This is a genomic window from Streptomyces sp. NPDC052301 (genome assembly GCF_044593395.1).
Lineage (GTDB): Bacteria > Actinomycetota > Actinomycetes > Streptomycetales > Streptomycetaceae > Streptomyces.
The window spans coordinates 43,194-58,236 of sequence record NZ_JBIUBE010000013.1; the positions used below are offsets into that span (position 1 = coordinate 43,194).

Sequence of the window (15,043 nt, forward strand, 5' to 3'; positions counted from 1 at the left end):
CTTCATCCGGGACCCGGCAGCGCCAGGCGCGTCACTGGATGGAGGAAGACCATGACCACTCCCACCGGCAGGGCTCAGGGCACCGCTCCCGCAAGCCTTCAGCTGCCGGGCATCGTCCTGGGTGTGGGACTGGGCGGCTTCCTCGACGGCATCCTGCTGCACCAGCTCCTGCAATGGCACCACATGCTCTCCAGTACGAACCACGACCGCATCGGGGTGAAGTACTACGACCCCCACACCGTGTCCGGTCTGGAGATGAACACCGTGTGGGACGGCGTCTTCCACGTCGTCTGCTGGCTGGCCGTCCTGACCGGTCTGGCCGTCCTGTACTCCCGCGTCACCCACGACCGGCGCCGGGTGTGGACCTCACGCGTGCTGTGGGGCTGGATCCTCGCGGGCTGGGGCCTGTTCAACGTCGTCGAAGGGCTCCTGGACCACCAGATCCTCGGCATCCACCACGTGCACGGCGGCCCGCACCAGATCTGGTGGGACATGGGCTTCCTCGCACTGGGTGTCCTGCTGCTGATCGGCGGGTACCTCCTGCAAGGCGGCGGCCGGCCCTTCGATCCCGGCGCACCGGCCGACGCCGGCCGTCGAGCGCGGAGCGCCTGATGGGGCATCACGACATGCCCATGCACGGTCACGGCACGACCGTCGGCGCGTCGGCTGTGGCAGGCCCCGCGGTGGCGCTGCTGATCGCCGCCGGCCTGTACGTGTACCTGGCCCGTCGGGCCCGGCGCAAGAACCCGGTTCTCGGGTGGGGACGGTGGCGGACGGTCTCCTTCCTGGCCGGCCTCGCGCTGCTCGGCGTGGCCCTGCTGCCGCCGCTCGCCCCGTTCGCGCACGCCGACTTCCGCGGCCACACGGTCCAGCATCTGCTCATCGGCATGTACGCGCCGCCGGCCCTCGTGCTCGGCGCCCCCGTCACCCTGCTGCTGCGCACCCTGCCCGCCGCACGGGGCCGGCGGCTGACGGCCGTACTGCACAGCCTGCCCGCCCGCGCGCTCGCTCACCCCGCCTCGGCACTGCTCCTGTCCACCGGCAGCCTGGCCGTGCTCTACTTCACCCCGCTGTACGACGTGATGAGCGGTCACATGGCGGCCCACTGGCTCCTGCACGCCCACTTCCTGCTGTCGGGGTGCCTGTTCGCGTACGTCATCGCCGGTCCCGATCCCGCGCCCGCCCGGCCGGGCGTACGGACCCGCCTGGTCTACCTGGGTGTCGCGATCGCCGCGCACGCCGTGATGTCCCAGCTCATGTACGGCGGTTTCGGGGTCGCCGTCCACGCCCCGGTCGAGCAGGTCCAGGGCGGCGCGGAGATCATGTACTACGGCGGCGACATCGCCGAACTGCTGCTGGCCGCCGCACTGGTCACCACATGGCGTCCCGCCCCCCGGCGAGCGCATCCGCCGTTTCCTCCCCTGCCGACGGCGTGACCCGCCGTCAGGGCTGCTCGGACGAGCCGATGGCACGCAGGATGCCGAAGGCCCGCAACAGCGGTGCGCTACCGGTGTCCGTGACGCCGGAGGCCCGGCGCGCCCGGCGGGTGCGCAGGACCGCGCGCACCGCGGAGAGGGCCGCGCACGCGATCACGGCCGCCTCGAGGTCGGCGTCGGGCGTGTCCGGGGGCAGCCTGCGCTGGACCAGGACGGTGAGCCGCTCCTCGAAGTCGGAGAACGCCTGGACGAGGCGGGTCGTGACGACGTTCTCGATGTCCTCGAGCGGGTGACTGAGCGCGGTGAGGGTGGAGGCCGCGAACGGTTCGGCGGCCTCCAGCAGCGCGTTGCACACGGCGTCCAGCGGCCCCTCGTCGGCCGGGCGACGGGACAGCGCGTGCTCCACGTAGGCGAAGATCTCGACGCCGTCCGGCAGCAGCAGCGCTTCCTTGCTCTCGAAGTACCGGAAGAAGGTGCGCACGGAGACGTTCGCGTATGCGGCGATGTCCGCGACGGTGGCACCCTCGAAACCGCGCTCCCCGAACAGGCGCGCGGCCCCCTCCAGCAGCAGGCGCCGCGTCTCCTCCTTTTTGCGTTCGCGCAGTCCACCGGCGATCTCACTCTGCATGGGCCGAGCCTCCGCCAAGGGGTCGCGACTGTCAATCGGCACGCCTGTCACGTCGAACCGGGACACGATCCACCCCGAATTCTGTCATGCATGCCAATTGTCACGCGTGCCAGTTTGACTCTAGAGTTCGTGTCACTCGTGCCACGTTCCATTGGAGATCCGGTGCCCCGACCCACTCAGCACGCCCCCGCGCCCACCGCGGCGCTCACGCCGACGGACCCCGACCCTGTGCGCGGCGGGCTCGGCGGCCTCGGCCGGTTCTGCGCACGGCATCCGGCCGCGGTCGTCGCCGTATGGCTGCTGGTGCTCCTCGTCGCTCTGGCCGGACGGCACTTCGCCGCTCCCACCTTCAGCGACCAGGTCAGCCTGCCGGGCACCGCCTCGGCGACCGGTGCCGACCTCCTCGCCGGCTCGATGCCGCAGGCGGGCAGGCCCAGCGGCAAGGTCGTCCTCCACGCCGGCTCGGGCACGGTGGCCCACCGGCAGTCCGCGGTCGACCGGACCGTGGCCGACCTGCGCGGTCTGCCGCACGTCACCGCCGTGTCCGCGCTCGTGACCAGCACGGACGGCCGTACGGCGTACACCACCGTGTCCTTCGACGAACAGCTCAAGAGCCTCGGACACGACTACACCGCACGACTCGACACGGCGACGGCGCCCGCCCGGGCGGCGGGGCTCGACGTCGGTTACGGCGGCGATCTCGACCAGGTGGTCCGGGAACCCGCCGACGACAAGCTGAGCGAGGGCGTGGGCGTGATCACCGCCCTGGTGATCCTGCTGCTGGCCTTCGGCAGCGTCCTCGCCGCGCTGCTGCCCCTGGTCACCGCGCTGATCAGCGTCGGCGTGGGGCTCGGCCTCGTGGGCATCGTCGCGGCCACCCTCTCCTTCGCGACGTCCGCCACCACCCTGGCCGGCATGATCGGGTTGGGTGTGGGCATCGACTACGCCCTGTTCCTGACGACGCGCTTCCGCCAGGACCTCGTCGACGGGCACGATCCGGTCGAGGCGGCGGCCCGTACGGTGCGCACCAGCGGACGCGCCGTCCTCATCGCCGCTGTGACCGTCGCGGTGGCGATGCTGAGCCTGTACGCGTGCGGGCTGAGCTTCATCGGCAAGATCGGCCTGGCGGCCACCCTCGCCGTCGTCGTCACCGCGGCAGCCGCGCTCACCCTGGTTCCCGCGGCGCTGGGGCTGGTCGGGCGGCGCATCGACCGTCTCCGGGTGCGGCGCCCCGTCGCCGAGAGCACGGGAGCGGGCGACGGCTGGCACCGCTATGCGCAGCTCGTCTCCCGGCGCCCCTGGACATTCCTGGTCGTCGGGCTCGCCGTTCTCGGCCTGTGCTCCGTGCCGCTGTTCGCGATGCGCCTCGGCCACGTCGACGCAGGTGCCGACCGGCCCGGCAGCAGCACCCGCACCGCCTACGACTGGATCGCGCACGCGGACGGGCCCGGCTTCGGCGCGGGGGCGAACGGTCCGGTCGTCGCCGTGGTCGACGTGCGCGCGGCGGACACGTCCGTCGACCGGATCTCCGCCGACGTGACCGCGGCTCTGCGGGACACCACCGGCGTGGCGTCCTTCACCCCGGTCAAGGCGAGCGACGACGGAAGGATCCTCGTCACCACGGTCACACCGGCCACGGGTCCCCAGGACGCCGCCACCGGATCCCTGCTCGGCACCCTGTCCGGGCAGTCGCTGCCCGAGGCCCTCGACGGCACGGGCGCCCGGGCCTATCTCACCGGCAGCGTGGCCGGCCAGGCCGACTTCCGTGACACGGTCGGGCAGCGGCTCCCGATCGTCATCGGCATCGTGCTGGTGCTCGCCTTCCTGCTGCTGATGACCGTGTTCCGCAGCGTGGTGATCCCGCTCAAGGCCGTGCTGCTCAATCTGCTCACCACCGCCGCCTCGTACGGCGTGCTCGTCGCGGTCTTCCAATGGGGCTGGGGCGACTCGCTGTTGGGACTGTCCGAGGCGGTGCCGATCGAGTCGTACGTCCCGATGATGATGTTCGCGATCGTCTTCGGGCTGTCCATGGACTACGAGATCTTCCTGCTGTCGCGGATCGCCGAGGCGTGGCGTCGTACCGGGGACAACCGGCTGTCCGTCGGCGAGGGTCTGTCGGCGACGGCGCGTGTCATCTCCGCCGCGGCCTTCATCATGACCGCGGTGTTCCTGTCCTTCACGGCCTCGCCGACCGTGGTCGTGAAGATGCTCGCCCTGGGGCTGGCGATCAGCGTGGTCGTCGACGCCACGGTGGTGCGTCTGGTCCTGGTGCCGTCGGCCATGTTCCTCATGGGCCGGGCGAACTGGTGGATACCCCGGCGGCTCGACCGGGTTCTTCCGCAGGTGCACGCGTGACCGCTGTCCCGCCCCCGACCCGACCGAACCGGAGCAGTGACCCCATGACCTCGAACCGCCGGAACAGGATCCTCGTCCTGGTCGCGTCGACCGCGGCCCTGGCCGCCCTGACCTGCGTGACCGATCTCCTCGTCGAGCACAGGACCGAGGGACGGATCGCCGCCCGGGCGTCCCACCGGCTGGAGCCGCACGGCCCGGTGCACGCCGATCTGACCACGCCGCTCGCGGGGCTGCGCACCCTCGCCGGGGACGTCGGCGACGTCGAGGTGAGCGCGCGGGGCGTACACCGCCAGCACACCGTGATGGACGTCGACATCCGTCTGAAGGACGTCACCACGGACGGCGACAGCGCCGGCGGCACCGGGACCGCCACCGTCGGGTACGACCAGGTGACCCGGCGTCTGGGCGCCCTCGGTGACGGCCTGACAGCCGCCGGCCAGGACGGCGACCTGCTGCTGAGCGGGAACGCCGGGCGTCTCGGGCTGCCGTTCACGGTCCGGGCCAGGGTGTCCGCGACCGCGCACGCGTTCACCGTCACGCCGACGACGGTGGACGTGCTCGGCCGCAGCGTGGCGGTCGACGACCTCGCCTCCCTGCCGGCCGCCTCCGGGCTGCGCAGCAGGCTCCGGCCCCGGACCGTGGCCGTCACCGGACTCCCCCGCGGCGTCGCCCTGACCTCGGCGCGGGCGGCCGACGACGGCCTCGTCCTCGGCTTCTCGATCGCCGCCGGGCAGCGTCTGTAGGGGACGCGCCCGGCTCACGGCACCGAGCGGTGTCCGGTCAGCGGGCGAGGAGTTCGAGGGTGTCGATCACCCGGTTGGAGAAGCCCCACTCGTTGTCGTACCAGGCGACCACCTTGACGTGCCGGCCGTCGACGCGGGTCAGGGCCGAGTCGAAGATCGACGAGGCCGGGTTGCCCGTGATGTCGGACGACACGAGCGGGTCCTCGGAGTACTCCAGGATCCCGGCGAGCGGGCCCCGGGCCGCGGCGCGGTACGCCTCCAGCACCTCGTCGCGCGTCACCGCGCGCGTGACCGTCGTGTTGAGTTCGACGATCGAGCCGACCGGCACCGGCACACGGATCGAGTCGCCCGACAGCTTGCCGTCGAGGCCGGGCAGGACCAGGCCGATCGCCTTGGCGGCGCCCGTCGTGGTCGGCACGATGTTGACCGCCGCGGCGCGGGCGCGGCGGGCGTCGCGGTGCGGACCGTCCTGCAGGTTCTGCTCCTGCGTATAGGCGTGCACGGTCGTCATGAACCCGTGCTCGATACCGGCGAGTTCGTCCAGCACGGCGGCGAGGGGCGCCAGCGCGTTGGTGGTGCACGACGCGTTCGAGACGAGCGTGTGCACGGCCGGATCGTAGGCGTCGGTGTTGACCCCGAACGCGAGGGTGACATCGGCGCCGTCCGACGGCGCGCCGACGAGCACCTTCTTCGCGCCGGCGTCCAGGTGGGCGCGGGCCGCCTCGGCCGAGGTGAAGCGGCCGGTCGCCTCGAGGACGATGTCCACCCCCAGCTCGCCCCACGGCAGCCGGGCGGGTTCGCGTTCGGCGAGCACCCTGATGCGCCGGCCGTCCACGACGAGGGCGTCGCCGTCGGCGGTCACCGGGCGGCCGAGCCGGCCGGCCGTCGTGTCGTAGGCGAGCAGCCGGGCGAGGGTGGCGGGCTCCGTGAGGTCGTTGACGGCGACGACGTCGAGGGTGCTGTGGCGTTCGAGCAGGGCGCGCAGCACATTGCGTCCGATGCGGCCGAATCCGTTGATGGCGATACGCGTCATGAGTGGTGTCCCTTCCGTTCGCCACCAGGTTCGCGTGCGGCATCCGGCCGTGACAGCGGCGTGATCGCCATGGTTCGCAAGGATCGCGCCACGGCGCCCGCGGGCTACTCGCCCCGGGCGAAGGTGCGCCGGTACTCGGTCGGGGTGGTGCCGAGGATGCGCTGGAAGTGCAGCCGCAGATTGGCACCGGTGCCGAGACCGACGTCGGCGGCGATCTGCTCGATGCCGCGCGCCGAACGCTCCAGCAGCTCGCGGGCCATGTCGATGCGGGCGCGCATGACCCACTGCATGGGTGTGTAGCCGGTGTCCTCCGCGAAACGCCGGGAGAAGGTACGCGCCGAGACCCCGGCGTGCCGGGCGAGGGCCTCCAGCGTGAGGTGCTCGCCGAGCCGGTGGAGCGCCCACTCGCGGGTCGCGGCGAACCGCTCGCCGAGCGGCTCGGGCACGCTGCGCGGTACGTACTGCGCCTGGCCGCCGCTGCGGTAGGGAGCCGCGACCAGGCGCCGGGCCGCGTGGTTCGACGCGGCCACCCCGAGGTCGCCGCGCAGGACGTGCAGGCACAGGTCGATGCCCGAGGCCGCGCCGGCCGACGTCAGCACGCTGCCCTCGTCGACGAACAGGACGTTCTCGTCGACCCGGACGAGTGGGTGCTTCGCCGCGAGCGCCCGCGTGTAGTGCCAGTGCGTCGTCGCGCGTCTGCCGTCGAGCAGTCCGGTGGCGGCCAGCGCGAAGGCCCCCGTGGAGATCGCGGCGAGGCGCGCGCCCCGGTCGTGGGCCGCGCGCAGGGCGTCGACCACGGTCCGGGGCGGGTCGTCGCGGTCCGGGAACCGGTATCCGGGCACGAAGACGATGTCGGCCCACTCCAGCGCGTCGAGGCCGTGGGCGACGGAGTACGACAGCCCGTCGCCGCCCGTGACGAGACCGGCCGTCGCGCCGCACACCCGCACCTCGTACGGCATGCTCGCGCGCGTAGTGAACACCTGGGCCGGGATGCCGACATCGAGCGGCTTGGCCCCTTCGAGCACCAGGACGGCGACACGGCGCAAGCGGGAGGACGGCACGGTGACCAGGGTAGGCGCGCCCGGCACCGGACGGGGTCATGGTGCCGCGGCCGGCTCGGGGACCGGCCGCGGCACACCCCAGGACCCTGGGCCGAGCAGGAGGAACTCGTCCAGGCAGGGATCGGGTTTCCAGATCGGGCGGCCGCAACCGGCGCCGTACGGGTGAACATGGGCATTCCGGGCAAAAGGCCGGGCCCCGGCCGGCGGTGACGCCGGCCGGGGCCCTCCGTGTGAGCGGGGCAGGTCAGCCGTCGGACTCCGACGACGGGATGTAGGCGCCCGGCACGTCGTTCGGCGCGTAGATCGTGTGCTCGCCCGGGTACGGCTTCGTCCAGTTGTGCGTCTGGTACCAGGTGAAGTGGTTCATCTGCGCGGGGTTGGCGAAGTCCGGGATGGCGTGGGTCCCGGTCAGGTGCTGCTTGGACTTCCACTTGTCCCACTGGGCCGCGAGCGTCCGCTTGTCCGCCGGCACCTCGGACGACGGCACGGCCGCCGCCTTCGGGTCCTGCGGGGCCGGGGTGTCCACGCCACAGGAGGGCGGGGTCTTCAGGCCGTCGGTCAGCGAGGTCCGGTTGGGCAGCGCGGTGAACGGCGTGTAGTCCGGACGCCGGGTGAAGGCGCCGGCCATCGGAGTGGCCGCGCTGTCCTTCTGGTTCATCGGGTGGACACCGAGGATCTGCTCGATCGTCCGGATCATCGTGATCTGGGAGTAGTAGTGGCTGTCGACGGCGCCGTGCTGGGCCCAGGGGCTGATGATCTGGATCGGCGCGCGGTGGCCGTCGACGTGGTCGAGGCCGGCCTGCGAGTCGTCCTCGACGACGAAGACCGCCGAGTCCTTCCAGTACTTGCTGTGGGAGATCTCGTCGACCATCTTGCCGACCGCGAGGTCGTTGTCCGCCACCTGGGCCGAGGCGCTCGCCGGACCACCGGTGTGGTCGTTGGAGAGCCAGAACATGTTCAGGTTCGCCGGGCCGTTCTTCTCGAAGTCCTGCTTCCAGATCTGGTACTTGTAGACGTCCGGGACGTCGAGGTCGAACATCGGGAAGCCGGGCGCCGACACGGAGTTGAGCGACGGGATCGCCGAGCCCGTCTGTATGGGGTACGCGGTCGGCCGGCCGGTCGCGTCCATGTCCTTGGCGTCGCAGTACAGGTTCTGCCAGGTCGCGCCGGCCGGCTTGCTCTCGATCGACTGGAACTCGCCGAAGTCCCGCACGGTCTTCCCGGCCGCCTGCGCACCGGTCCAGATGAAGCCGGTCCTCTGGTGGCCGAGGGCGTCGTTCTCGGTGTCGTAGCTGCGCGCGTACTCACCGGCCGAGGACTCGGTGTACTCCGGGTCGTCGGCCTGCATCAGCCAGTTGTGGCCCTCGGCGGAGTTGGTGCCGATGTCGTACGTGTTGTCGTACAGGCCGAACTGCTCGGCCAGTGCGTGCTGGTTCGGCGTCACGTTCTCGCCGAACTGCGTCACCGACGGATCGCCGTCGCCCTCCGGCACGTCACCGAAGACCTGGTCGTAGGTCCGGTTCTCCTTGACGATCAGGAAGACGTGCTTGATCGTCGAGGGGTCGCCGAGCCGCGTCGGGACCGGCACCGCCCTGGCGTGGCTCCTGCCCCTGGCCAGCGAGACCGAGCCGGGCGTCCAGCCGTTCTGCTTGAAGACCTTCGCCGTCTGGGATCTGATGACGCTGTCGTCGGGCAGCGTGAACCGCTGCACGCTCGACGTCGTGTCGTGCGTGCCGTGCCCGGCGGCGGTGGTGGGGCGGCGGGCGTCGATGCCACGGGTGTTGGAGACCAGCACCTGGTCTCCGACGGTCGTGATCTCGGCCGGGAAGTAGTCCGTGGGCAGCAGGCCGACGTAGCTCACCGGCTCCAGCGGGCTCCGGAACCGGTAGACGGCGACGGCGTCGGCACGGCCGAGCGTCACCAGCAGGTGGCCGTCGTCGGTCAGCGTCACGGCGTTGGGCTCGTACCCGACCGACGCCTCGGGCCACGGCTGGGCGGAGATGGTCTGGACGACCTTGTCGCGGCCGGTGTCGATGACCGACACGTTGTTGGAGGCCGTGTTGGTGACGAACAGCGCCTTGCCCTTGGCGTACAGGGCGGTCGGGTGCAGACCGACGGCGATGCTCGACGGGGCCGCGGACGGGTTCGCCAGATCGATGACGCTGACCGTGCCGGTGGTGGTGGCACCGGTCTTGGGGTCGGCCGGCACGTCCGTGCCGTACGAGTTCATGGTCGTGTCGCCGGACTGCGCCGGGCGTCCGCCCTCGTTGCTGACGTACAGCTTGCTGCCGACGACGACCAGGTCGCGCGGCGCGTTGCCCACGGACCAGCTCTGCTTGACGGAGCCGGTCGCCGCGTCGATGGCGACCACCCGGTTCTGGCCGTTGACCGCGGAGTACACGGTGGAGCCGTCGGACGAGAACACCGCCTGGCCGACCAGCGCGTGCTTGGCTCCGTCCGCCGGGATCTTCACCGACGTCGGGTTGGCGACGGTGCCGTCCGGGTTCACCGTGAACCTGGTGTAGCCGTCGGTCTGGCCGAGCCACAGCTGCGTGCCGTCGGGCGAGTAGGTGGGGCCTTCCTGGCCCACGGAGTTGCTGCTCAGGCGCGGGGTCGACGAGGCGGCGGTGCCGACGACCTGCTGCACCTTCCAGCTCTTGACGTCGACGATGGCCAGCGCGCTCCCGCCGTCGGTGACGGAGGCCGCGAGGTGGGTGCCGTCCGGGCTGGGCGAGGACGACATGATCTTGCCGTTGTTGATGACGAGGCGGTCGCCGTAGGGGGCGATGTACTGGTCGCTGGAGATGACCTGGCCGTGGTCGGTCACCTGGCCGACCTGGTCGGTGCCGAACTGACGGGTCTGGGCGTAGCCGATGCCGGCGGTGACCGCGAGGACGACCGCGGTGGCACCGGCCGTGAGGGTGCTCCGACGGCCGAGGCGTCTGCCGAGGAACTCCCTCTCGACGGGTCGGCGGTTGCGGGTTACCTGCATGGAGTCATCCCTTCGAAGAACGAAGAAGTTCGACATTGCCGTCGAACTGCCACAGGGGGTTCGGTGCGTCCCCGGTCGGGGTCCGCACCAGGAAGTAGCCGTTCACTTCCTTCGGTCCGTCGCCGTCGGCGACGAACCGCCCGTCGGAGGTGACGTCGAGCTGATAGACGGCCGTCCCGGTCGCCTCGACGCCGGGGAGATGCCACGAGACGACGCAGCGCCAGTCGTTGCCGGGCCCCTCGGCGGCTACCTTGACGCTGCCCTTGTCGCACGTCGCGGCGGCCTTCAGCCGGGCTTCGGTGACGGCGGGGCGGTTGAGCCGCTCGGTCTGCAAGCGGTACAGGTGGGCGAACTCCGTGGCGAGCGAGCGCTGCACCTTGTCCTGCGAGATCCCGGAGCCCGTGGCCCCGGTCGTCGCCGCCACGACGGCGATCGTCACGGCGACCAGCCCGGCGAGCGGGAGCAGTCCGGCGGTGACCGCGCGGCGCCCCGAACCGTCGTCGGTCAGGTTGGTGAAGTCGCGCCGCAGGAAGAGCACATGGGCCAGCGCGGTGGCGGTCACGGCCCACACCAGGCTGACAACGATGCCGATCAAAAGCGGCCCGAGCTGTGCGGGGCCGGTGAACAGGCCGTTCCAGGCGATGAACGCCCAGCTGGGCAGGGCGAGTCGTACGGCGACGGGCAGCGGCAGCATCTGGGCGAGCTGCATCGCCAGCGCGACGACCGCCGGGAGCAGCAGCCCCATCGGGGACCGGCCCAGCGCGACGGATCCGAGGAGGCCGATCCCGGCGAGGGCCAGGGTCGGGGCGAGGACGCAGGCCCAGGCGAGCAGGACCCGTCCGGCGGCGTCCCCCGGGGACAGCGAGTGACCGTCGAGGCCGACCAGCGGCTGGTTGCCGACCGCGACGAGCCCGCCGACCGTGCTCGACGCGGCGAGCCCGGCCACGAGCAGCAGGATCACGGTGAGACTGGCCAGTGCCTTCGCCGCGAAGATCCGGCGGGGTGAGCGGACGGCCACGAGCAGATGGCGCCAGGTGCCGAGCCGGTCCTCGGAGGCGAACACGTCGCCGGCGACCACGGAGGTCAGCAGCGGCAGCGCCCAGGTGCCCGAGAAGCCGAGGATCACCAGCGGCCCGGCCCATCCCGTGGCGAGCATCCAGCGGCCGAAGAGCGTGTCGGCGGGGAGCGTGCTCTGCTGACTCACTCCGGCGACGAAGAGTCCCGGCGCGATCCAGCAGGCGAGCACCAGCAGGCGGATCCGCCACTGGGAGACGAGCTTGACCAGCTCGAAGCGGTAGCCGCGGGCAACCGAGACCCGGGCGGCAGGAGCGGCCTCGGGGGCGGCGACGGTCGCGGTCACGGTCATCTGCCGGCCTCCTGTATCTGCTGGGCGCCGGGCTTCTGCTGGGCGCCGGGCTTCCGCTGTTCGGTGAGGGCCAGGAACGCGGCCTCCAACGGGGAGACCACGGGGGCGAGTTCACGCAGGGCGACACCCGACCGCACGAGCCGCACCACCAGTTCGTCGAGGGCGGGCATCAGCGCGCGGACGACGAGCGCCTCGCCGCCGTGGCGCCCTCCCGCGCCGTCGACCACATGGGTCCCGGGCGTCTCGCCGGCCAGCCGGCGGGCGGCCTGCGGGTCGGAGGTGACGAGCCGGTAGTCGAGTTCGCGGTTCTCGGCGGCCAGCTTGGCCGGCGGTCCGGAGAACACGACCCGTCCGGTGGCGACGATGGTGACCTCGGAGCACAGCGCCTCGAGGTCGTCCATGCGGTGGCTGGAGAGCACGACGGCGGTTCCCTCCGCCGCGAGCCGGGTGAGGACGCCGTGCACGTGCTTCTTGCCGGCCGGGTCGAGGCCGTTGGACGGTTCGTCCAGAACGAGCAGGCGGGGCCGGGTGAGCAGGGCGGCGGCGAGTCCGAGCCGCTGACGCATGCCCAGGGAGAAGCCGCGGGTCCGGTCGTCGGCGACCTCGGTGAGCCCGACCTGGTCGAGTACGTCGTCGATCCCGGCGGTTCGCGTGTCGTGGCCGCGGAGCCCGGCCAGGGCGGCGAGATTCTGCCGGGCGGTGAGCGACGGGTAGAGACCGGGGCCGTCCACGAACCCCGCGACGCCGTCGGGAGCGGCGAACGTCCGCCCCACCGGTGCTCCGAGGATCTCCAGGCTGCCGCTGTCGGCGACGGCCAGGCCGAGCAGGAGGCCGAGCAGTGTCGTCTTGCCCGCGCCGTTCGGTCCCACCAGACCGTGGATCTGACCCTGCGTCACATCCAGATCGATGCCGTCGAGCGCGACGACCTCGCCGAAGCACTTGGTGACGCCACGAGCCCGGATCGCGAGGAGTGAGTCCATGAGCCCCTTCTTTCGAAAAACCTCAAGGACCCTAGGGATCGCACATCACACCAGCAGGGGCTGTCAGTTGAACGCTTACGGAACGGAAGACGGCCCGAAACCGCCGCGCCGATAGCCGAAATCCCTCAACTCACAGGGAATCGAGGGATGTTGCACCGATGGCGGACAGTGAGGAGGTGCGGTCAGGCGTGGGGCGGCTGCGGCGTCTTCGGGGCACCGTCCGGACCGGGGCCACCTCGGGCGATCCGGGTCATATCGACCATCAGCGCGTCCAGCCACGACACGGTCGCGTAGTACAGCCGGGGTGCGCCGGGCGGTTCGGTGCCGAAGCCGTCGAGGGTCGGATCGATCAGCGGGACCTGCCCGGTGGGGGTGTCGCCCAAGGGATCCAGCGCCGCCGAGACCAGCAGCATCCGCCCGGCCACCCGCTCCCCCAGCTCGTTGACGGACTCGGCCGCGACCGGGTTCATCCCGGTGAGCGGCGGTTTCAGCAGCCGATCGGATCCCCACAGGGTGTGGTGTCCGGCCATCAGCGTGGCCTGCCAGTCCACGGCGCGCAGGGCGGCCCCGCGCGCCGGGTCGCCGAAGGAATGCGGCTCGCTCTGGAACTGCGCGTAGGCGGACTCGGCGAGCAGGACCGCATGCTGCAGCGACCGGTGGCGGGGCGCGCCGGACGAGACGACGACCGCACCGCCTCCCGCCACCGAGGCGCCGGTCGCCACCACGATCTCCGCGGCCCTGCGCAGGAGCTCAGCCGCCGCATGGCGCAGCTCGTCATGGGCCCCGCGGGGCCAGGCCAGCAGGCCGAAGACGGCGCCGATCGCACTGCCGACCAGCACGTCCAGCATCCTGACCTCGGCCAGCCGCCAGGTCGGCGGCGCCAGCTGGGCGAAGACCAGGGCCACGAGGACGGTGAACATGCCCTGGGCCCAGCCGACGCCCCTGACCGGGCCGACGGTGAAGGCGAACAGCATCCACAGCGGCAGTACGACGGCGTACACGTTGGTGTGGGGCCCGACCAGGATCAGTACCGCGGCGGTGACCAGGGCCCCGGCCAGGGTGCCCGTGAGCGCCCGGCGGACGGTGCTCCAGGTCTCGTCCACGGTGGTCCGGGTGAGGGTGAGCGTCGCCAGCGTGGCCCAGAAGCCGTGGGGCAGCGTGTCCACCCCGGCCACGAGCCGGGCCGCGGTCAGGGCCAGGGCGAGGCGCACCGCGTTCTGGAACAGCACCGACCGGCGCTCGGTGTGGCCGCGCACCCGGTGCCACCACAGGGTCGGGGCCCACGCCGTGGCGTACCAGAACCGGCCCAGGGGGACCTCGACCGCGGCGTGCCGGCCGCGTACCGCCAGATCAGCCGCCGCGCCCATGGCGAGCGCGGCGTCGGCGATCTCCAGCACGGCGGCGTGCCTGCGCAGTACGGCGGGCGGGAAGGCCGCAGCGAGCGGGGCCGACGCGTTCGGGCCCGCGGACGCGGCCGACAGGTGGGCGCGCGCCTCGAGCAGTTCCCTCTCCGGTGCCACCGGCGCCGGCCCCGCCCGCAGGCAGTCCGCGGTCGCCGTGGCCAGCCGGGCGACCGCGGCCAGTACGGCCGTCACCTCGGGTCCGGAACGCCCGTCCGGCGCGGCGGTCAGCTGTGCGAGGCGGCCGAGGAGGGCGCGGGTGGCGAGCCCGGTGTGGGCGAGGGCACGGTCGCGCACTCCGGGTCCGGCCGGCCGCTCGGCCTCCGGCACCATCAGGGACCGGAGCGACGTGCTGGTCTCCTGGGCGCCCCGGATCTCCGCCTCGGTCAGGGCGTACGGCGGTGCGGCCAGGCGCGTCGCGCAGTGGGCGGCGGTCCCCGCGGCGCGGGCGGCCCGCTCCCGGTACGGCTGCGGGCCGGGCTCGGGGAAGACCAGCGCCTCCACGGCGATGAAGAGGGCCAGTCCGGTGGTCGTCCCGATCAGCCGGTCGCCGAGCGTGGCGGGAGCGTACGGCGGGAAGGACGGGAGGATGTAGAGGAGTTGCAGGCCGGGTGCGGCACCGGCCGGTCTGGGGCCGCCCACGGCGGCGAAGGCCAGGGTGAAGCCGACGACCAGCATGCCGACGACGGCGGTCCAGGTCCGCACCGACAGGTACGTGCCGACGACGACCAGCACCCAGCACACCGGGACCAGGCGCAGCACCAGCGCGGCGCGCTGGCGTCCCGTGCCCGGGATTCTGGAGAGTCCGCCCAGGGCCACGGCGGCGAACAGGGCGTAGGTGGCCGCGACGGGGCGGTCGAGGCCGTAGCGGAAGAGGTAGAACCCGGCCGCGGCGACCAGCGTCACGCGTACCGCCCGTCGGCCCGAGGCGGCGTAGTCCGCCGGGATCCGGCGGCCCTCGAGACGGCGCACCTCTCCAGAATCGCCCACCACCGGGCACCCGGCACGGCAGCGGCCGGCCGGCGGGTGACTCCCGCCCGGCGGCCGAC

The 15,043-nt window shown here is 72.4% G+C and carries 11 protein-coding genes; 4 read left to right on the forward strand and 7 right to left on the reverse strand.

Translation table 11 applies throughout. The annotated features are described in order from the left end of the window. Window positions 1–51 precede the first annotated feature (51 nt). Window positions 52–612: a DUF2243 domain-containing protein gene (locus ACIHEJ_RS30515; protein WP_400140315.1), complete on the forward strand. Its 561-nt coding sequence runs from the start codon at window positions 52–54 to the stop codon at window positions 610–612. Between the two features lie 20 nt (window positions 613–632). Next, window positions 633–1,436, forward strand: coding sequence for a cytochrome c oxidase assembly protein (locus ACIHEJ_RS30520; protein WP_400140474.1), 804 nt, complete (start codon window positions 633–635; stop codon window positions 1,434–1,436). Window positions 1,437–1,443: 7 nt separating this feature from the next. Here ACIHEJ_RS30520 and ACIHEJ_RS30525 read toward each other — a convergent pair whose 3' ends face one another. Further along, on the reverse strand, window positions 1,444–2,064 hold the full coding sequence (locus tag ACIHEJ_RS30525) for a TetR/AcrR family transcriptional regulator (protein ID WP_400140316.1): 621 nt from the start codon (window positions 2,062–2,064) through the stop codon (window positions 1,444–1,446). Window positions 2,065–2,226: 162 nt separating this feature from the next. Between ACIHEJ_RS30525 and ACIHEJ_RS30530 the strand changes: the two genes are divergently transcribed. Continuing rightward, entirely contained in the window at window positions 2,227–4,419 is a 2,193-nt protein-coding gene (locus ACIHEJ_RS30530; protein WP_400140317.1) for an MMPL family transporter, read from the forward strand. Window positions 4,420–4,463: 44 nt separating this feature from the next. Further along, entirely contained in the window at window positions 4,464–5,162 is a 699-nt protein-coding gene (locus ACIHEJ_RS30535; protein ID WP_400140318.1) for an LmeA family phospholipid-binding protein, read from the forward strand. A gap of 37 nt (window positions 5,163–5,199) precedes the next feature. On the opposite strand, the gene gap is transcribed toward ACIHEJ_RS30535, so the two are convergent. From gap to ACIHEJ_RS30565, 6 genes are all read right to left on the reverse strand, one after another. Then, a complete protein-coding gene (gene gap, locus ACIHEJ_RS30540) occupies window positions 5,200–6,195 on the reverse strand; it encodes a type I glyceraldehyde-3-phosphate dehydrogenase (RefSeq protein ID WP_400140319.1) in 996 nt (331 codons plus the stop codon). Between the two features lie 104 nt (window positions 6,196–6,299). Next, window positions 6,300–7,256 carry a GlxA family transcriptional regulator gene (locus ACIHEJ_RS30545; protein ID WP_400140320.1) on the reverse strand — a complete coding sequence of 319 codons (957 nt, stop codon included), beginning with the start codon at window positions 7,254–7,256 and terminating at the stop codon, window positions 6,300–6,302. A 244-nt stretch (window positions 7,257–7,500) separates the two neighbouring features. Beyond that, window positions 7,501–10,248 carry a bifunctional YncE family protein/alkaline phosphatase family protein gene (locus ACIHEJ_RS30550; protein WP_400140321.1) on the reverse strand — a complete coding sequence of 916 codons (2,748 nt, stop codon included), beginning with the start codon at window positions 10,246–10,248 and terminating at the stop codon, window positions 7,501–7,503. A gap of 4 nt (window positions 10,249–10,252) precedes the next feature. Then, a complete protein-coding gene (locus tag ACIHEJ_RS30555; RefSeq protein WP_400140322.1) occupies window positions 10,253–11,614 on the reverse strand; it encodes an ABC transporter permease in 1,362 nt (453 codons plus the stop codon). Next, the gene (locus ACIHEJ_RS30560; protein ID WP_400140323.1) at window positions 11,611–12,594 is read right to left on the reverse strand and encodes an ABC transporter ATP-binding protein; all 984 of its coding nucleotides are present in this window, start codon (window positions 12,592–12,594) and stop codon (window positions 11,611–11,613) included. The genes ACIHEJ_RS30555 and ACIHEJ_RS30560 overlap by 4 nt, the downstream gene beginning before the upstream one ends. Before the next feature lie 182 nt (window positions 12,595–12,776). Beyond that, window positions 12,777–14,966 carry an FUSC family protein gene (locus ACIHEJ_RS30565; RefSeq protein WP_400140324.1) on the reverse strand — a complete coding sequence of 730 codons (2,190 nt, stop codon included), beginning with the start codon at window positions 14,964–14,966 and terminating at the stop codon, window positions 12,777–12,779. Between the last annotated feature and the right edge of the window lie 77 nt (window positions 14,967–15,043).